The organism is Rhodanobacter denitrificans, from assembly GCF_000230695.2.
GTDB classification, from domain to species: Bacteria; Pseudomonadota; Gammaproteobacteria; order Xanthomonadales; family Rhodanobacteraceae; genus Rhodanobacter; species Rhodanobacter denitrificans.
On the sequence record NC_020541.1, the window covers coordinates 393,183 to 410,269 of the forward strand.

The 17,087-nt window shown below is 70.0% G+C and carries 15 protein-coding genes; 8 read left to right on the forward strand and 7 right to left on the reverse strand.

The features are described from left to right. Positions 1 to 126 precede the first annotated feature (126 nt). Complete coding sequence (gene glnE, locus R2APBS1_RS01680) at positions 127 to 2,970, forward strand: bifunctional [glutamate--ammonia ligase]-adenylyl-L-tyrosine phosphorylase/[glutamate--ammonia-ligase] adenylyltransferase (RefSeq protein WP_041676651.1); 2,844 nt, start codon at positions 127 to 129, stop codon at positions 2,968 to 2,970. Positions 2,971 to 3,053: 83 nt separating this feature from the next. Here glnE and R2APBS1_RS01685 read toward each other — a convergent pair whose 3' ends face one another. Further along, the gene (locus R2APBS1_RS01685) at positions 3,054 to 4,043 is read right to left on the reverse strand and encodes a mitochondrial fission ELM1 family protein (protein ID WP_015446619.1); all 990 of its coding nucleotides are present in this window, start codon (positions 4,041 to 4,043) and stop codon (positions 3,054 to 3,056) included. 134 nt (positions 4,044 to 4,177) lie between these two features. Here R2APBS1_RS01685 and R2APBS1_RS01690 point away from each other — a divergent pair, with 134 nt between their 5' ends. Further along, on the forward strand, positions 4,178 to 4,771 hold the full coding sequence (locus tag R2APBS1_RS01690) for a malonic semialdehyde reductase (protein WP_007514171.1): 594 nt from the start codon (positions 4,178 to 4,180) through the stop codon (positions 4,769 to 4,771). Positions 4,772 to 4,807: 36 nt separating this feature from the next. After that, positions 4,808 to 5,401 carry a YceI family protein gene (locus tag R2APBS1_RS01695; RefSeq protein WP_007514173.1) on the forward strand — a complete coding sequence of 198 codons (594 nt, stop codon included), beginning with the start codon at positions 4,808 to 4,810 and terminating at the stop codon, positions 5,399 to 5,401. 68 nt (positions 5,402 to 5,469) lie between these two features. Here R2APBS1_RS01695 and R2APBS1_RS01700 read toward each other — a convergent pair whose 3' ends face one another. Then, positions 5,470 to 6,735 (reverse strand): Yip1 family protein, encoded by a 1,266-nt coding sequence (locus R2APBS1_RS01700; RefSeq protein ID WP_015446620.1) that lies wholly within the window; start codon positions 6,733 to 6,735, stop codon positions 5,470 to 5,472. Between the two features lie 199 nt (positions 6,736 to 6,934). Here R2APBS1_RS01700 and R2APBS1_RS01705 point away from each other — a divergent pair, with 199 nt between their 5' ends. The 4 genes from R2APBS1_RS01705 (at position 6,935) to R2APBS1_RS01720 (ending at position 10,484) form a co-directional block, all read left to right on the forward strand. After that, positions 6,935 to 7,144, forward strand: a complete 210-nt coding sequence (locus R2APBS1_RS01705) for a zinc-finger domain-containing protein (RefSeq protein WP_015446621.1) — start codon at positions 6,935 to 6,937, stop codon at positions 7,142 to 7,144. Between the two features lie 78 nt (positions 7,145 to 7,222). Further along, positions 7,223 to 8,350: a glycosyltransferase gene (locus R2APBS1_RS01710; RefSeq protein ID WP_041676652.1), complete on the forward strand. Its 1,128-nt coding sequence runs from the start codon at positions 7,223 to 7,225 to the stop codon at positions 8,348 to 8,350. A 60-nt stretch (positions 8,351 to 8,410) separates the two neighbouring features. Continuing rightward, positions 8,411 to 9,742: an O-antigen ligase family protein gene (locus tag R2APBS1_RS01715; protein WP_015446623.1), complete on the forward strand. Its 1,332-nt coding sequence runs from the start codon at positions 8,411 to 8,413 to the stop codon at positions 9,740 to 9,742. Further along, on the forward strand, positions 9,732 to 10,484 hold the full coding sequence (locus tag R2APBS1_RS01720; protein ID WP_007514183.1) for a glycosyltransferase family 2 protein: 753 nt from the start codon (positions 9,732 to 9,734) through the stop codon (positions 10,482 to 10,484). Before R2APBS1_RS01715 ends, R2APBS1_RS01720 begins: the two co-directional genes overlap by 11 nt. A 10-nt stretch (positions 10,485 to 10,494) precedes the next feature. Here the strand turns inward: R2APBS1_RS01720 and R2APBS1_RS01725 are convergent, their stop codons facing one another. The 3 genes from R2APBS1_RS01725 to lpxL all read right to left on the reverse strand — a co-directional run bounded on the left by R2APBS1_RS01725 (position 10,495) and on the right by lpxL (position 13,458). Then, a complete protein-coding gene (locus tag R2APBS1_RS01725) occupies positions 10,495 to 11,571 on the reverse strand; it encodes a glycosyltransferase family 4 protein (protein ID WP_007514185.1) in 1,077 nt (358 codons plus the stop codon). Beyond that, the gene (locus R2APBS1_RS01730) at positions 11,568 to 12,269 is read right to left on the reverse strand and encodes a polysaccharide deacetylase family protein (RefSeq protein WP_050980856.1); all 702 of its coding nucleotides are present in this window, start codon (positions 12,267 to 12,269) and stop codon (positions 11,568 to 11,570) included. Before R2APBS1_RS01730 ends, R2APBS1_RS01725 begins: the two co-directional genes overlap by 4 nt. Before the next feature lie 271 nt (positions 12,270 to 12,540). After that, positions 12,541 to 13,458 (reverse strand): LpxL/LpxP family Kdo(2)-lipid IV(A) lauroyl/palmitoleoyl acyltransferase, encoded by a 918-nt coding sequence (gene lpxL, locus R2APBS1_RS01735; RefSeq protein ID WP_231378309.1) that lies wholly within the window; start codon positions 13,456 to 13,458, stop codon positions 12,541 to 12,543. A gap of 115 nt (positions 13,459 to 13,573) precedes the next feature. On the opposite strand from lpxL, the gene waaA reads away from it, so the two are divergent. Continuing rightward, positions 13,574 to 14,839: a lipid IV(A) 3-deoxy-D-manno-octulosonic acid transferase gene (waaA, locus tag R2APBS1_RS01740; RefSeq protein WP_007514191.1), complete on the forward strand. Its 1,266-nt coding sequence runs from the start codon at positions 13,574 to 13,576 to the stop codon at positions 14,837 to 14,839. A gap of 62 nt (positions 14,840 to 14,901) precedes the next feature. Here the strand turns inward: waaA and R2APBS1_RS01745 are convergent, their stop codons facing one another. After that, entirely contained in the window at positions 14,902 to 16,203 is a 1,302-nt protein-coding gene (locus tag R2APBS1_RS01745) for a TolC family outer membrane protein (protein WP_007514192.1), read from the reverse strand. Positions 16,204 to 16,237: 34 nt separating this feature from the next. After that, a complete protein-coding gene (locus tag R2APBS1_RS01750; protein WP_015446625.1) occupies positions 16,238 to 16,897 on the reverse strand; it encodes a protein-L-isoaspartate O-methyltransferase family protein in 660 nt (219 codons plus the stop codon). Positions 16,898 to 17,087 lie beyond the last annotated feature (190 nt).

The window sequence follows — 17,087 nt, forward strand, 5'->3', positions numbered from 1 at the left end:
CAGTGCCGCGTTTGCTGTCATGGTCTGGACGGGTCAATGTAATGGCATTCGCATGAACAGCGGGTAGGTGCCGGTGGTCCGCCGGCGTGGTCCCGGCAGGCGCCCGGCATGCGGCACAATGGCAGGATGAGCCATCCCGAATCCGCCGCGCTGCAGGCGCTGATCGACGACCGCTACGGCGACCTGGCTGCCCGCTGCCGCGCCGCCGGGGTGCCGCTGCATGACGATGCCGGCGTGGCCGAGCGGATCCGGCGCACCCTGCTGGCCAGCGATTTCGCGTTCGACGTGTGGTGCCGCCAGCCGCAGCTGCTGGCGCCGGCCGGGCTGGAGCGGCTGCGCTCGGGCAGCGATGCCAGCGCGCGCAGCGACGCCCTGAAGCTGCCGGCGGACGAGGCCGCCTGCATGACCGTGCTGCGCCGCTTCCGCCATGCCGAGGCGCTGCGGCTGGTGTTTCGCGACGTCAACGCCCTGGACGAATTGCCGGAAACGCTGTCGGCCACCAGCGTGCTGTACGAAGTGCTGCTGGAGCTGGCGCTGGGCTGGTCCGAACGCGCGCTGGCCGCGCGCTACGGCGCCAGTCGCGACCACGACGGCGCGCTGCAGCGGCTGCTGGTGATCGGCTTCGGCAAGCTCGGCGGCAGCGAGCTGAACTTCTCCTCCGACATCGACCTGGTGTTGGCCTACCCGCAGGGCGGCCACAGCGACGGCGCACGCGCGCTGGACAACAGCGAGTACTTCGTGCGGCTCGGGCGCCAGCTGGTGCGCCTGCTGAACGAGCCGACCATGGACGGCATCTGCGCACGGGTCGACCTGCGCCTGCGCCCGTTCGGCAACGCCGGGCGGCTGGCGCTGTCGTTTGCCGCGATGGAGCAGTACTACCAGAACGAGGGCCGCGACTGGGAACGCTACGCCTGGATCAAGGCGCGCCCGGTGGCCGGCGACCGCGTCGCCGGCAAGCAGCTGCAGGAGCTGCTGCGCCCGTTCGTGTACCGCAAGTACCTGGACTACACCGCGTTCGCGGGGCTGCGCGAGATGAAGGCGCTGATCGGCGCCGAGGTGGCGCGCAAGGACCTGGCCGACAACCTCAAGCTCGGCGCCGGCGGCATCCGCGAGATCGAGTTCATCGTGCAGCTGACCCAGCTGATCCGCGGCGGCCGCGAGCCCAGCTTGCGCGTACGCGGCCTGCTCGGCGCGCTGACTGCGTGCGAGGCGCGCGGCCACATCGGCGCGGCACGCGCGCGCATGCTGCGCGAGGCGTACGTGCTGTTGCGCCGGGTCGAGAACCGCGTGCAGATGCTGCGCGACGCGCAGACCCACGATATCCCCGCCGACGCGCTGAGCCGCGAACGCATCGCGTTGAGCCTGGACTATCCCGACTGGGACAGCCTGCATGCGGCGCTGGTGAAACAGCGCGCCGTCGTCAGCGAGGAATTCGCCGCCGTGCTGATGCCGCAGGGCGGCCGCGCTGCCCGCGTGCCGGCCGCCGACCTGGTGCTGTGGCAGCGCGCCTGCGACGAATCGCTGGAGGCCGCCACGCTGGAAGCCTCCGGCTTTGCGCCCGGCGACGAGCTGGCCGATGCCCTGCTGAAACTGCCGCAGGCCGCGGCGGTGCGCGCGATGTCGCCGCGCTCGCGCGAGCGCCTCGACCACCTGATGCCGCAACTGCTCGACGCCGCCCGCGCCACCACCGCGCCGGTGCCCAGCCTGCTGCGATTGTGCCGACTGATGCAGGCGGTGGCGCGGCGCTCATCCTATCTCGCGCTGCTGGAAGAGCAGCCGCCGGCACGCCGCCGGCTGGTGCGGCTGTTCGCTGACAGTGCGTTCCTGGCCGAGCGCGTGATCGCGCAGCCGCTGCTGCTGGACGACGTACTCGATCCGCGCATCGATCAATTGCCGTTCAAGCGCGCCGACATCACCGCCGAGATCGCGCGCGTACTGGGTACGCTGGAGGAGCGCGAGGCCGAGGCCGAGCTGGAGCGGATCAACGAGTTCAAGGCGTCCACCGCCTTCCGTCTCGGCCTGGCATTCAACGACGGCCGCGCCGACGCGGTGGCCACCGCGCGCCGGCTGGCCGCGCTGGCCGAGTCGGTGGTGGGCGCGGTGCTGGCGCTGGCCGAGCGCGAGCTGGTGGCGCAACACGGTCGCCTGCCCGGTGAAGGCTCGGGTTTTTCCGTGCTGGGCTACGGCAGCCTCGGCGGCGAGGAGCTGGGCTTCGCCTCCGACCTGGATCTGGTGTTCGTGTACGACGGTCGCCGCGCGCACGCGCTGAGCGACGGTGCGCGGCCGATCGAGGGCTCGCGCTGGTACCAGCGCCTGGCCCAGCGGGTGATGAACTGGCTCACCGTGCTGACCCGCGGCGGACGCCTGTACGAAGTCGACACCCGCTTGCGCCCGGACGGCTCCAAGGGCCTGCTGGTCAGCAGCCTCGACGCGTTCATGGCCTACCAGCAGAGCCGCGCGTGGACGTGGGAGCACCAGGCGCTGCTGCGTGCGCGGCCGGTGGCCGGCGACGGTACGCTCAACGCCGAGCTGGCCGCAGTGCGCCGCGCGATCCTGGCGGTGCCGCGCGAGCGCGCCACCGTGCTGGCCGAGGTCGCCAGCATGCGCGCGCGCTGGCGTGCCGAGCGCGACCGCTCCGACGAGCGCCGGCTCGACCTCAAGCAGGGCCACGGCGGCCTGCTCGACATCGAATTCGCGCTGCAGGGGCTGGTGCTGGCGCATGCGGCCGCGCAGCCGGCCCTGCTCGGCGTCACCGCGAACGCCGGGCTGATCGAGGCCTGCCGCGTCGCCGGGCTGCTCGACAACGACCAGGCGGCGGTCCTCGGGGTGGCCCACGCCGACCTGCTGCGACGCGCGCTGGCCTGCACGCTCGACCTGCGCTCGCGCATCGCGCCGCGCGATGCCGAGCTGGCGCAGTTGTGCGCCAGCGTGCGCGAGGTCACCGACGCGCTGGGCTTTGCGTTCGGCTGAATCGCGGACGCGCTTCAGGGATGCCCTGGTTTTGCTCGTCATTCCCGCGAAAGCGGGGATGACGACCGTTGTTCAGGCCGTTCTCAGTCCGCCAGTTGCGCCGCCTGTTGCCGTGCGATTCGCTCGCGCAGCGCGGCGGCGATCGCGGCCGTTTCGCGCAGCGGCGGCACCGGCGGCGCCGACGCGGCATCGCCGAGGTCATGCAGCCGGCCGGCTTCGCGCAGCGATTGGTGGAAGCGCGCGAGCTTCGCCGGCAGCGGTGCGGTGACCAGGGTTTCGACCGGGCAGCCGACGGCGCAGGCTTCGGAGAGCATGTTCACCGAATCGGGCGTGACCACCAGCCGGTCGGCCCAGCCGAGTACGCCGGGGTAGGGATTGCGGCCGTCGTCGGGGCCGGCCCAGAGCAGCCCGGGCACGCCGCGCAGGGCCTGGCGGAACACGTCGACCAGCGCCGGCGAGGTGCGCCGCGAACCCAGCACCAGCAGGCTGCCGCCCTCGCGGTGCTGGCGTTCGAGCAGGCGTGCGGCGAGCCGGTGGGCGTAGTCGGCGTTCAGTGCGATGCCCTGGCGCGGGCCGCCGAGCAGCACGCCCACGCGCGGCTGCGGCGGCTCGGCGAAGCGGGGGCAGGATTCGCGGCCGTCGGCCAGCCACTCGTCGTCCACCGAGTTCAGCGAGCCGAGCGGGCGCAGCACGTTCGGGCCGTCGAGTTGGTCGTGGCGGGGAGCGATCACCGTGTCCCAGCGCGCGGGGTCGATGCGCGGGTTCAGGATCTGCACGGTGTAGCACTGCCCGTCGGACAGCCGGCGCAGCATGCGGGTGAACAGCGCGGCGGCGCGACCGCAGCCGATCGCCACCGCCGGCCACGGCGGCGTGAACAAGCGGCGCTGCTGGATGGGCAGGGCGAGCCGGCCACCCAGTTCCAGCCGTGGCGCCAGCCACGACCACGGCGCCCGCGGCTGCAGCACCAGGTGGCGCAGCGGCAGCTGCAGGTGTTCGGCCAGCGCCAGTGCCTGGCGCTGGTTGCCGGCGGCGTGGTCGGTGATCACCCAGCATTCGCCTTGCAGTTTCAGCATGGGCGCAGGCGTCGCGGCATTGTTTCGCGAATGAACACTGTACGTTCCTCTTATGGGTCAACTGTTCGCATGCGACCACCTATAAACTGGTTGAATGGCGTCATTGACGACGCGTCTTTCCACAGAGGATACCGATGAGCGAGTTGCTTTCCGAGGCCAGTCTGGACCAGTTGTTCCGCCATGCCCGCACCTTCAATGCGTGGCTGCCGAAAGAAGTGAGCGACGAGCAGCTGCAGCAGATCTACGAGCTGGCCAAGTTCGGGCCGACCAGCGCGAACTCCTCGCCGGCGCGGGTGGTATTCGTGAAGTCGCGGGCGGCGAAGGCGAAGCTGGAGCCGTTCCTGTCCGACGGCAACCGCGCCAAGACCATGGAGGCGCCGGTGACCGCGATCGTGGCCACCGACCACGCGTTCTACGAAAAGCTGCCGAAGCTGTTCCCGCACGCCGACGCGAGGAGCTGGTTCGTCGGCAACCAGCCGCTGATCGACACCACTGCGTTCCGCAATGCCACCTTGCAGGGCGCGTACCTGCTGCTGGCGGCGCGGGCGGTCGGGCTGGACTGCGGCCCGATGTCCGGCTTCGACAATGCCGGCGTGGATGCGGCGTTCTTTGCCGGCACCTCGATCAAGTCGAACTTCCTGATCAGCATCGGCTACGGCGACGCCAGCCGCAACCTGTTCGCGCGCAGCCCGCGGCTGGGGTTCGACGAAGCCTGCACGATCGCCTGATTTCCATTTTCCCCATCATCTACAGGAGCCACGTTCATGCGCGCACTGAAGTATCTCGTTTTCGCCGGCCTGCTCGGCGCGGTCGTGGCGGCCCAGGCCGCTCCGGTCACCTACAAGCTCGACCCGGCCCACACCATGGTCCTGTTCAGCTGGAACCACTTCGGCTACTCCAATCCCACCGCCAACCTTGGCTTGGGCGAGGGCACGCTGGTGTTCGACGAGCAGCACCCGGCCAAGTCCAGCGTCGACGTGACCCTGCCGCTGGAGCTCCTCGACACCCACGTGCCGGCGCTGGACGAACACCTGAAGAAGCCGGACTTCCTCGATGCCGGGAAGTATCCGGTGGTGACCTTCAAGAGCACCGCCGTGCAGCCGCTGGGCGGCAACAAGTTCAAGGTCAGCGGCAACCTCACGGTGCACGGCGTGACCCGGCCGGTGGTGCTGGCCGCGACGCTGAACAAGATCGGCCCGCACCCGATGACCAAGGCGCCATCGATCGGCTTCGACGCCACCGCCAGCATCAAGCGCTCGGATTTCGGCGTCGGCGCCTACGTGCCGAACGTCAGCGACGAGCTGGCCATCCGCATCACCACCGAGGCCTCGGTGCCGAAGCAGGCCGCGGCCAAGTAGGTTGCGGTGACCCACAAAAAACCGCGCCATCGTCGGCGCGGTTTTTTTGTGGGCGCAGAAAACCTGCGTCAGTTCGATTTCACGCCGGCGTTCTTCAGCGATTCCAGCTTGGCCAGGTCGACGCTGGCCACCGCCTGCTTCAGCTGGTCGATGCTGTCGACGTTGCCGTTCGCCTTCACCGTGAAGCGCTTGCCGACCACCACGCTGTATTCGCCGTACTTCGACTGGGTGTCCCATTCTTCGTGGACCAGGTTGCCGTCGGCGCTGTAGGTCTTCTCGTAGCCGTGCTCGGTCTGCTTCTCCTCCTCCGGCGCCATCGCGGCGGCCAGCGACATGAAGCCCTTGGCGCCGCCGGTGTCGGAGACTTCCAGCGTGATGTGCTGGCCGTTGTCGGCGGCGTAGCCGGCGCTGGCCTGGGAGATCTGCATGCCCATCGCGCTGTTGCGCTCGGCCGACAGGCTGTTGCGCTTGAGGTTGCCCAGGCTGTCGGGCAGGAACGCCTTGATCTGGTCTGGCGCCAGTGCCTCGACCGTGCCGTCGGCGCCCGACATCGCGCCCATCATCTTGCCCATCGCGGCGGACTGTGCGGCGCTGTCGCCGGATTTCTGCGCCGCGTCCAGTTCCTTGCCGGCCTGCTCGGCGCGCTGGCCGATCGCGGCGAGCTTGCCCAGCGCGCTGTTGCTGTCGACGGTGACGCTGTCGCCGTTGCTGCCGGTGACGTGCATGCCACCCATCGAGGCGCCCGTCATCGCCGCGGTGCCGATCACGCCGACCACGATTGCGCCGACGATCCAGCTCAGCACGATCGCGATGATCACGCTGACCGCGGTGTAGCCGCCGGCCTTCTCCGGCGGGCACTTCATGGTGTGCGGCAGGCCCAGGTACAGCAGGTAGATGGCGTAGATCGCACCGGCGATCGCGATCAGCCAGCCCAGCCACGGCACGATCACCGCGATGCCGGCGATCCAGCTGGCGGTCCACGAGTAGGCCACGGTCTTCAGCGCCTGCACCATGTCCTTCTGGCCGCCGAAGGTGGGCGCCAGCGCGTTGATGACCAGCGCTACCACATAGACGATCGCCAGCACCAGCACGTAGTGCAACACCATGCCGACGATGCCCATGCCGATCGGTGTGCGCACGGTGATGCCGAACGCGCCCGCGCCGATCAGGCTGCCCTTGATGAAGCCGGCGATCACCGGCAGCGCGGCGACGATCGCGATGTAGCCGGCGTACAGGCCCTGCACGCTGGCCGGTTCCGCAGCGGCGACGGGCCACTCGGTCCTGGGCGTGGTCAGGATGGCCTTGATGCGCTCAATGATCTTTCCGAAATCCATGATCAGCTCCTAAACTCATGCGGTAGGCCCGGTGCTTGCGCCGGGTTGAGGTTGGTGTGCTCACTTCATGACGATCGTGGCGGCAACCCGATGGCGCTCTCGCCATGGCTGCTTTCCCGGTGTTCCCCTGCGCTGTCCCCCGGCAGAAGGCTGCAGCCTGCTACCATTTGCGGCCTGATGTCCAGTCCGGAGTCCGCTGATGTCGTCCCCCCTTTCCGCGACGGTGCCGCTGGTGCCGGCAAATGCCGAAAATCGTTACGAAGTGACGCGCGCCGACCTGCCGTTGTCCTGCCCGATGCCCGGCACGGCGTTGTGGAATTCGCATCCCAGGGTGTACCTGCCGATCGTCGATGACGGCGGCGAGACAGTCTGCGCCTACTGTGCCGCGCATTACGTGCTGCGCGACTGATCGTCCCGGCCCGTCCACGCCGCTGGCGGCATTGTTTTTGCTTGTCCCCAGAGGATGAAAGCCTCCAGCCCCGAGCTCATGTCCAGCATGGTCGTGCCCGTCAAGCTGCTGACCGTGGTCCAGTTGATCCCTGCGCTGCATTCCGGCGGCGCGGAGCGTTCGGCGCTGGAGATCGCACGGGCGCTGGTGCAGGCCGGCCACCGCTCGGTGGTGATCTCGGCCGGCGGGCGGTTGGTCGAACAGCTGCAGGCCGAGGGTAGCGAGCACATCACGCTGGACCTGGGCCGCAAGTCGCTGGCTACGCTGGCCCGGCTCGGCGCGTTGCGCCGGGTGCTGCGCGAGCTCAAGCCCGACATCGTGCATGCCCGGTCGCGGTTGCCGGCCTGGCTGGGCTGGTGGGCGCTGAGGGGAATGACGCCGCGGCCGCATTTCGTCACCACCGTGCACGGGCTCAATTCGCCCGGCCGCTACAGCGCGATCCTGCTGCGTGGCGAGCGCGTGATCGCGGTCTCGCAGACCCTGCGCGACTACGTGCTGAGCCATTACCGCTGGCTGGAGCCGGGCCGGGTGCGGGTGATCCCGCGCGGCATCGACCCGGAAGCGTTTCCCTATGGGCATCGTCCCGACGACGCCTGGCAGAAGGCCTTCTTCGCCGAGTTCCCGGCGCTGGCCGGCGCGCCGCTGCTGACCCTGCCCGGGCGCGGTACGCGGCTGAAGGGGCACCACGATGCGGTCGAGCTGCTGGCCGACCTGAAGCGCCGCGGCATCGAGGCCCGACTGCTGCTGCTGGGCGTGATCGAGCCCGGCCGCGAGGCCTACGTGGCCGAACTGCGCGAGCTGATCCGCGTGCGCGGGATGACCTCGCAGGTGGTGCTGACGCCGCCGCGCCACGACGTGCGCGACATCTACGCGATCTCGGCGCTGGTGCTGCAGCTGTCGAACCGGCCCGAATCGTTCGGGCGCACGGTGATCGAGGCGCTGTCGCTGTGTCGCCCGGTGCTGGGCTACGCGCACGGCGGCGTCGGCGAATTGCTGGCGGAGCTGTATCCGGCCGGCCGCGTGCCGCCGGGCGATCGCGAGCGGCTGGTCGAGCGCGCCGCGGAGCTGCTGCGGGTGGCGCCGCCGATCTCGCCGCTGCAAAGCTACCGCCTGGTCGACATGCAGCAGGCCACGCTGGCGCTGTACGACGAGGTGGCCGCCGGTTGAGGCGGCAGCGGGCGCATCCGCTCGCCTACAATGCGTGGTCGTCTTCGCCACGGTGCGCGCATGAACTCCTTCGCTACTTCGCTCAAGGCCGCGTTGCGTTCCCCGCTGCTGCCGTTCTGGCTGGTGATTGCGCTGCTGCCGTTCGGGCGCAGTGCCGAGCTGGGCACCGCGCTGTGCCTGCTCGGGGTGATCCTGCTGTTCGCGCGCGAACCGCAGGCGCTGCGCCAGCACCCCGGCGCACAATTGCTGCTGTGGCTGCTCGCCGCCTACGCGGCGGCGGCGCTGTGCTCCGCCGTCGACGCGATCCGCCCAGGCAAGAGCTGGAGCACGGCGGCCGCCCTGCTGCGCTACGCGCCGCTGGGCCTGTATGCCTGCTTCGCGATCCGCCGCGAGTCCAAGCTGCAGGCGCTGTACGTGGCGGTGGCCTGGGTGCTGGCGCTGTGGTGCGCCGATGCCTGGCTGCAGGCGCTGACCGGCTGGAGCCTGGGCGGGCACGCCGAGGCCGAGCGTATTTCCGGCATCTTCGGCGCGGACAATCTCAAGCTGGGGCCGACGCTCGCGGTGCTGTCGCCGTTCGCGCTGTGGGCGGCGCGACGGCGCTGGGGCCTGCCGGGCCTGCTGTTGGCGTTCGCGCTGGTGCTGGGTCCGGTGCTGCTGGCCGGCTCGCGCGCCGCCTGGCTCTGCTACGCGCTGGTGGCGCTGGGCTTCGCCTGGCGCGAGGCGCGTTCGCCGCTGCGCTTTGCCGGTCTCTGCGCGGTCGCGGCGGTGCTGCTGGTACTGGCCGGCGGCATCGCCTGGAAGGTCTCGACGCGGTTCCACGAGCGCATGGAGCGTACCTTGCTGGTGCTGCATGGCACCGACCAGTCGCTCGATACCGCGCTCAGCGGCCGGCTCGACATCTGGCACGCCAGCCTCGGCATGTTTGCGGCGCACCCGATCAACGGCGTCGGCGTGCGTGGCTTCCGCTACGCGTATCCGCAGTACGCGCCGGCGACCGACCACTTCGTGGCCACCGACGAAGCCTGCGGCGTGGGCGAGGGCGCCTGTCACGCGCACCAGCTGGTACTGGAGATCCTCACCGAGACCGGCACGCTTGGCCTGCTGCTGTGGCTGGCCGGCGTCGCGCTCGCGTGGCGCGCGTGGCGCCGGGTTGGCGCGGCGGCGCGGGCGCGGGCGTTCCCGGCCACGCTGGCACTGGGCGTGATGCTGTTTCCGTTGAACACCCACCTGGCGTTCTATTCGGCGTGGTGGGGCTTGCTGTTCGCCTGGCTGCTCGGGCTGTGGTGTGCCAGTTTATTCGTTGCCGGCATCCCTGCCGGCGAAGAAGAGCCCGGCATCCGTGCCGGACTCCTCAAAGAAGCACGCCCCGTGGAGGCGAGCGATGGGGCGTGAACAGTTGTCGGTGGTGGTGACCACGTTCAACAGCGCCGGCACGCTCGACGCCTGCCTGCGCGGGGTGAGCTGGGCCGACGAGATCGTGGTGCTGGACTCGGGCTCGAGCGACGCCACCACGGCGATCGCCGCGCACTACGGCGCGCGTATCCACGCGCAGCCGTTCGCCGGCTACAGCGCGCAGAAGCAGGCGGCGATCGACCTGGCCAGCCATCGCTGGGTGCTGCTGCTGGATTCGGATGAATCGCTGGATGCGGATGCCGCCGCGTGCCTGCAGCAGGCGCTGTGCGCGCCGGCCCACGCGGCTTACCGGTTGTGGCGGCGCGAGTGGCAGTTCTGGCGCTGGCAGTCGCGGCGCGGCCGGCTCAACCACTACGTGCGCCTGTTCGACCGGCAGCGTGCGCGCATGAGCGACCACGAAGTGCACGAGGAAGTGCAGGTGGACGGTCCGGTGGGCGTGCTCGACGCGGTCATCGATCATCATGGCGAGCCCGACATCGCCGGCCGCGTGGCCAAGGCGAACCGCTACTCCAGCCTGCAACAGGCCGACCTGGCCAAACGCAAGGTCAGCTGGCTGCGGCTGCGCATGGTGGCGTACCCGACGGTGGCGTTCCTGCGCTACTACCTGCTGCGCGGGCACTGGCGTTCCGGCTGGGCCGGCTTCATCGCGGCGCGCATCCACGCGTTCTACGCGTTCCTGAAATACGCCAAGCTGTACGAGCGGCAGCGGCCGCGGGACTGACCCGGCGGGGTCAACCGCCGGTCAGTATCTGCAGAAACCGGGAGGCGATCACCCGCATGCTGAAATGCTGCTCCACGTAGTCGTGCGCGGCCGCACCCATCGATGCCAGCAAGGCCGGATCGCACAGCTTCAGGATCGCCTCGCGCCACGCTGCCACGTCGCCCGGTGGCAGCAGCAGGCCGGTCACGCCCGTTTGCAGCGTCTCGGGAATCCCGCCGAGGTCGCTGCCCAGCACGGGGACGCCGGCGGCCTGCGCCTCGACCGAGACCCGGCCGAAGGTTTCCGTGGCAATCGACGGGAAGGCCAGCATGGAGAGTGCGCTGTAATAGGGATGGATGTCGTTGATCCAGCCCAGGAAGTGGTGCCGGCCCGCGGTTACATCCGCAGCGGCGAGCGCGCGCAGGGCCGGCGCATCCGGGCCGTCGCCCAGCCATAGGCAATGCAGCCGCGGCTGTTCCGCCATCGCCGCGCTGGCCGCTTCGAACAGCGGGAAGATGCCCTTGCCGCGGTGCATGCGGCCGCTGTAGCCGAGCACGATCGCATCCTCGTCCAGGCCGAGCGAGTGCAGAATCGCGCGGCGTTGGCGCGGATCGCGCCGGCACTGCGCGGTGTTGACCGGGTTGTAGAGCACCCGAACCAGGGAGCCCGGGACGCCTCGATCCAGGTAGGCCTGGCGGGCATGCTGCGAGACGGCGAGGAAACGTTGCGCGAGGCGCGGGATCAGCCACGCGGAAATGCGTTTCATCGGCGGCGTGCGGTGCCGGAACAGCGCCACCGGAATGCGCAGCAGCCGTCCGATCAGGATCAGCGGCCAGTATTCCTTGCCGAAATTGCCCACCAGCCAGTCCGGTTTGAGCTGGCGCGCGGCCTTGATGACGGCGACATAGCCACGCAGGTCGAACACGTTGCGGAATCTCGCCCCGTACCGGCGGACTTCGGACTGGGACAAGCCCTGCCAGATCAGGCCATCGGGATAGACCACCGCACCGACCTGGTGCCCGGCCGCGGCCATCGCCTGTGCCAGGGCGACGAAGTGACTGGCGGCCCCGGTGTTCTCGGGGTTGGTGCCGACGAAAAGCAGTTTCACGCGCGGCGGTCCTCGTAGCGCGACAGCACCCGCAGGGCGAACTGCGGCAGCAGGTGGTGGCGTGCCACCTGCACCCGCGGCAGTTGCCACAGGTCCATGCCGGCGCGGGCCCGGCCGCGCCGGGTCGTGGTGGCGGCGGTGAAGCCGGCCTCGCGCGCCACGCCGGCCACGCGATCGTCGGCGTCGCCGTACGGATAGCAGAACTGGGTGACCGCGGCGCCGAGGCGATCCTCCAGCGTGGCCTTGCTGCCGTGGATCTCCTCGCGCAACTGCGCGTCGTCGCATTGCGTCAGGCGCGGGTGGCTGCGGCTGTGCGCGCCGATTTCCATGCCGCCGCGGTGCCAGTCGCGCAGCTGCTCCGCCGACATCAGCGGCTTGCGCACGCCCAGCCGATCGGCGTCCCACTGGTTGTATCGTCCGATGCTGCCGCTGACGACGTAGCAGGTGGCGCTGAAGCCGTAGCGCTGCAGGATCGGCAGCGCGGCGTCCAGGTTGTCGGCGTAGCCGTCGTCCAGCGTGATGACGGCGACGCGGCCAGTACGTTCGCCCCGCAGGTAGGGCATCGCGGCCGACATGGACAGCCCGCTGTAACCGAGCCGGCGCAGCAGCCACATCTGCCGCGCGAACGCGGCCGGGCTGACGAACAGGCTGCGGTACACGCGCAGGTCGCGCGGCGCGCGCGCGATGTTGTGGTACATCAGGATGGGCAGGGCCGGTGTGCCCTGCGCAGCGGCATCGCTCACTCTTGCAACTCCTGTGCCGGTGCGGCGCAAGGGAGCGGCGAACCATCGCGCGGATCCGTGCCGGCCCGCTCGTGCCGCAGGCCCGGAGGGGCTGGCGGTCGCCACGGGTCGGAGCCGTTGCGCAAAAGTCGCCACTCGGCGGCGAGGCGGGTCGCCGGCGTCGACCCGGGTCTCGAAAGTGGCGCCATTTTTGGCGGGCCAGGCTTTCACCCGGCTGTCGGACGGGTCAGTAGATCGCGGCGGCGCCGGGTGGGCGGGTCTTGAAGCGCTTGTGCACCCACAGGTACTGCTCGGGCGCCTCGCGCACCATCTGTTCGATGCAGGCGTTGACGCGGGCGGTGTCGGTGGCCACGTCAGTGCCGGGGAAACCGTCCAGCGGCGCGCCCAGGCGCAGCGCGTAGCCCTCGCCGTCGGGCAGGCGGCGATGGAAGAACGGGATCACCAGCGCGCCGGACATCCGCGCCAGGTGATGGGTGGCGGTGATGGTGGCCGCCGGCACGCCGAAGAACGGCACGAACACGGTGTCCTTGCTGCGCATGTCCTGGTCCGGCGCGTACCACAGCGTGCCGCCGCCGCGCAGGTACTTCACGCTGCCGCGGAGGTCGTCCTTCTCGAACATCGCGTCGGCGTAGTCCAGCCGCGCGCGCAGCACCGCCCACTCGAACACGGCCGAGTCCATCCGGCGGTACATGCCGGCGATGCGGATGCGTTGCGAGACCAGCCGCGCGCACAGCTCCAGGTGCGAGAAGTGCCCGCCGACCAGCAGCACGCCCCTGCCCTGCGCGCGTGCCGCCGCGAGGTGCTGCAGTCCCTCGATGCGGGTCGGTATGGCGGCGATGCGGCGGTCGCTGCCCATCCAGCCCAGCGCGAACTCCACCAGCATCAGGCCGATGTCGCGCAGGTTCGCGTCGACCAGTGCAGCGCGCGCGGCGGCATCGAGTTCGGGAAAGCACAATGCGATGTTCGCCGCGGCGATGCGCCGCCGCTCGGAGGGAAGCCGCCGCACCAGCGCGCCGAGCTGCCGGCCCAGCCACATCAGCGCGCGCTGCGGCAGCCGCGCGATCAGCCAGATCACGCCCGCGCCCAGCCACGCCGGCCAGTGGCGCGGCGCGAGCAGCGAGCGGGTGAAGGTGGGACGGGGCATGCCGGGCATCGTGCCCATTGTAGTGGAGGCGGGGAAGCGGCAACGCACCGCGCCCCGGCCATGATGGCGCGCCTGCTCTCGTATACTGCCGCGCTGGACCGACGGATCCCTATCGTTGCGCTATCTCTATACCCTCGCGATGTACCTGGCGACGCCGCTGCTGGTGCTGCGGCTGCTGGCGCGAGGCGTGCGCTCGCGACCCTATCATTGGCGCTGGCCGGAACGCTTCGGCTTCTTCGACCCGCCCGGTTTCCACGGCAGCCTGTGGGTGCATGCGGTGTCGGTGGGCGAGGTGAATGCGGCCGAGCCGCTGATCAAGGCGCTGCGGCGCGACTATCCGAACGCGCCGCTGGTGATCACCACGGTCACGCCGACCGGCACCGCGCGCGTGCAGCAGCTGTTCGGCGACAGTGTGTTCCACGTCTACCTGCCGTACGACCTGCCGTACTCGGTGGGCCGCTTCCTGAAGAAGATCCGGCCGCGGCTGGCGTTGATCGTGGAAACCGAGATCTGGCCGAACCTGTACTTTGCCTGCCGCCGGCGCGGCATCCCGCTGATGATCGTCAACGCGCGGCTGTCGGAACGCTCGCTGCGCGGCTACAAGCCGCTGCGCGGGTTGCTGCGCTCGGCGCTGCGCTGCGTGCGCCTGATCGCCGCGCAGTCGCGCACCGATGCGGCGCGCTACCGCCTGCTCGGCGCCGACCCGGAGCAGGTGCTGGTCACCGGCAACATGAAGTTCGACATGCCGATCCCGGACGGCGCGGTGGCCGAAGGCGCGGCGATGCGCGGGCACTGGGGGCCGCGGCGGCCGGTGTGGATGGCGGCCAGTACCCACGAGGGCGAGGAGCTGGCGGTGCTGGAGGCCCACCTGCAGGTGTTGAAGCGGCTGCCCGACGCGCTGCTGCTGCTGGCGCCGCGCCATCCCGAGCGCTTCAAGCTGGTCGAGCACGCGGTGCGCAGCCTCGGCTTCACGGTCGCCACGCGCAGCCTCGAAAGCGTGCCGTCGGTCGCGCATCAGGTGTTCGTGATCGATGCGATGGGGCAGTTGATGCCGTTCTTCGCGGCCTCCGACCTGGCCTTCGTCGGCGGCAGCCTGGTCCCGATCGGCGGCCACAACGTGCTGGAGCCGGCCGCCTTGTCGGTGCCGGTGCTGGTCGGCCCGCACACCTTCAACTTCGAGGAGATCACCCGCAGCCTGATCGAGGAAGGCGGTGCCGAGCGCGTGGCCGATGCCGCGGGGCTGGGACCGGCCGCGCTGAAGCTGCTGCTCGATGCGGGCAGGCGCGCGCGCATGGGGCGGGCCGCGCAAGCCGTCTTCGAGCGCGAGCGCGGCGCGGTGCAGCGGGTGATGCGGCTGATCGACACCCTGCTGCAGGAGTGACGGCGCAAAAAAGAGACGGCCGGGCGCGGGCCCGGCCGTCTTCGCGTGCGATGCCTTGCGGCTTACTGCAGCAGCGCGTTGATGGTCTCGATGTCCTTCAGCTCGGCCGTGCCGGCGGTCTGCTTGAGCAGCAGCTTGTTCAGGATGAACTGGTGGCGGGCCTGCGAGTAGCTGCTTTCCGAGGAGGTCAAGGTCTGGATCGCCAGCAGCACGTTGGTCATCGTCTGGGTGCCTACCTCGAAACCGGCGCGGGTCGCTTCCAGCGCCTTGCGGCCCGACTCCACCGAGGCCTTGGCCGATTCCACCTGGGCGATGCCGGCGATCACCGAGCGATAGTAATTGAGCGTGTCGCGCACCACCTGGCGGCGCTGCGCTTCCAGCGCATCGGTGGCGGCGTCGCGCTGGTAGATCGACTGGCGCACGCGCGACTGGGTGAGGCCGCCGGAGAAGATCGGCACGTTCAGGGTCAGCCCGATCGTGGTCGAGGCCGGGTCGCGATAGCGTGCCCCCGCGTTGCTGTCCGACCAGCCGGCGCCCTTGCCGTAGCTGACGCCGGCGGTGATCGTCGGCAGGTGGCCGGCGCGCGCGGCGCTGATGTTGTGCTGCGCGGTCTCCACGTTGTACTTCTGGGTGAGCAGGTTGGGGTTGGTTTCCAGCGCCTGCTTGACCCAGCTGTCCTGGTCGGCCGGCGCCGGCGGCTGCATCGGCAGGTCGTCGCGCAGCTTCTTCAGGTCGCCGGTCGGCTTGCCGGTGATCTGGGTGAGCGCCTCGCGGGCATCGTTGAGCGCGTTCTGCGCGGCGATGGTCTGCGACTTGGCGGCTTCGTAGTAGGCCTTGGCCTGGTAGACGTCGGTGATCGCCGAGAGGCCGACCTTGAAGCGCTGGTCGGACTGCTCGTACTGCTGGCGGAAGGCGTCCTCGTTGGCCTTGGCGTAGGTCAGCTCGTCCTCGCTGGTCAGCACGCCGAAGTAGGCCGCGGCCACGCGCCCGTAGAGCTCCTGCGCGGCGGCCTGGTACAGCTCGTCCTGCGCGTCCGACGCCGAGTGGGCGGCCTTGAGGTTGGCGTACTTGCTGAAGTCGAGCACGGTCTGGCTGAGCGTGCCGTTGATCGAGCGCGAGCGGCTGTGGCCGATCTGGTTGCCGCCGTTGGTCTGGTTGAGGCTCATGCTGGCGCCGATCTGCGGCAGCAGCAGCGCGCGCGCCTGATCCACCCCTTCGGCGGTGGCCAGTCGGGTGGCGTCGGCCCGCGACAGCACCGGGTCGTTGGCGCGCGCATCGCGATAGGCATCGAGCAGATCCTCGCCGTGGCTGGGCAGCGAGATGGCGGCCAGGGCCAGGGCAAGAGTGAGCAGCTTCAAACGCATGGGGTGCCTCATGGGGATCGGTGCGGGGCCAAGGTCAGAACACGAACCGTTGCAGCGGTTCGGCATGGGTCAGGTAGGGCAGGTCGGTCTCGAACAGGGTTTCTTCGCGGTAGCGGCCGGCGCCTTCGTGGGTGAGCAAGGTGGCCTGCTGCACCGGCGACTGGCCGCGGATCACCAGCGCGCGCGCAGCGGGCTTGAGCCAGGTCAGCCAGCGGGGCGGGATCGCATGCACCGCACCGGTCACCACCAGTGCGTCGAACAGGCCGTCGGGCTGCCATTCGTTGACCGCCTCGCCGACGGCCAGGGTGGCATGGGCGATGCCGGCGGCCTGCAGACGCTGCGTGGCGGCCGCGATGAAATCGGCATGGATGTCGACGCTGGTCACCTGGGCGGACAGGCTGGCCAGGCAGGCGGTGAGGAAGCCCGAGCCGGTGCCGATCTCCAGCACGCGGTCGCTGGGCAGCAGTTCCAGCGCCTGCAGCACGCGGCCTTCCACCACCGGCTTCATCATCACCTCGCCGTGACCCAGCGGCAGGCACAGGTCGGCGAACGCCAACTGGCGGTGTTCGGCGGCGACGAAGTCCTCGCGGCGCACGCGGCCGAGCACGTCCAGCACGCGGCCGTCCAGTACTTCCCACGGGCGCACCTGGTTTTCCACCATGTTCAGCCGTGCCTGCTCGATATTCATCGCCATCTGCCGTATTCCGTGGGGATCGAAAAAGACCAAGAAGGATAAGCGCTGGTGCCCGCCTCCACAATGACGCGCCGGGATGCTGGCAAGCCTGACGGCTGCCCGCGGGGTCACGAAGTGCCGGAAGTCATCGCGATACGCTGACCTTCGTCATGGTGTCCGGGGTGCGAGCGACGGACACTGGCGGCGTTGC

What these genes read in the sequence shown, in the direction of transcription:
- glnE (WP_041676651.1), top strand. Translation starts at nt 127, where the DNA reads ATGAGCCATCCCGAATCCGCCGCGCTGCAGGCGCTGATCGACGACCGC.
- R2APBS1_RS01685 (WP_015446619.1), bottom strand. Translation starts at nt 4,043, where the DNA reads ATGCTGAAACTGCAAGGCGAATGCTGGGTGATCACCGACCACGCCGCC.
- R2APBS1_RS01690 (WP_007514171.1), top strand. Translation starts at nt 4,178, where the DNA reads ATGAGCGAGTTGCTTTCCGAGGCCAGTCTGGACCAGTTGTTCCGCCAT.
- R2APBS1_RS01695 (WP_007514173.1), top strand. Translation starts at nt 4,808, where the DNA reads ATGCGCGCACTGAAGTATCTCGTTTTCGCCGGCCTGCTCGGCGCGGTC.
- R2APBS1_RS01700 (WP_015446620.1), bottom strand. Translation starts at nt 6,735, where the DNA reads ATGGATTTCGGAAAGATCATTGAGCGCATCAAGGCCATCCTGACCACG.
- R2APBS1_RS01705 (WP_015446621.1), top strand. Translation starts at nt 6,935, where the DNA reads ATGTCGTCCCCCCTTTCCGCGACGGTGCCGCTGGTGCCGGCAAATGCC.
- R2APBS1_RS01710 (WP_041676652.1), top strand. Translation starts at nt 7,223, where the DNA reads ATGTCCAGCATGGTCGTGCCCGTCAAGCTGCTGACCGTGGTCCAGTTG.
- R2APBS1_RS01715 (WP_015446623.1), top strand. Translation starts at nt 8,411, where the DNA reads ATGAACTCCTTCGCTACTTCGCTCAAGGCCGCGTTGCGTTCCCCGCTG.
- R2APBS1_RS01720 (WP_007514183.1), top strand. Translation starts at nt 9,732, where the DNA reads ATGGGGCGTGAACAGTTGTCGGTGGTGGTGACCACGTTCAACAGCGCC.
- R2APBS1_RS01730 (WP_050980856.1), bottom strand. Translation starts at nt 12,269, where the DNA reads ATGTACCACAACATCGCGCGCGCGCCGCGCGACCTGCGCGTGTACCGC.
- lpxL (WP_231378309.1), bottom strand. Translation starts at nt 13,458, where the DNA reads ATGCCCCGTCCCACCTTCACCCGCTCGCTGCTCGCGCCGCGCCACTGG.
- R2APBS1_RS01745 (WP_007514192.1), bottom strand. Translation starts at nt 16,203, where the DNA reads ATGCGTTTGAAGCTGCTCACTCTTGCCCTGGCCCTGGCCGCCATCTCG.
- R2APBS1_RS01750 (WP_015446625.1), bottom strand. Translation starts at nt 16,897, where the DNA reads ATGGCGATGAATATCGAGCAGGCACGGCTGAACATGGTGGAAAACCAG.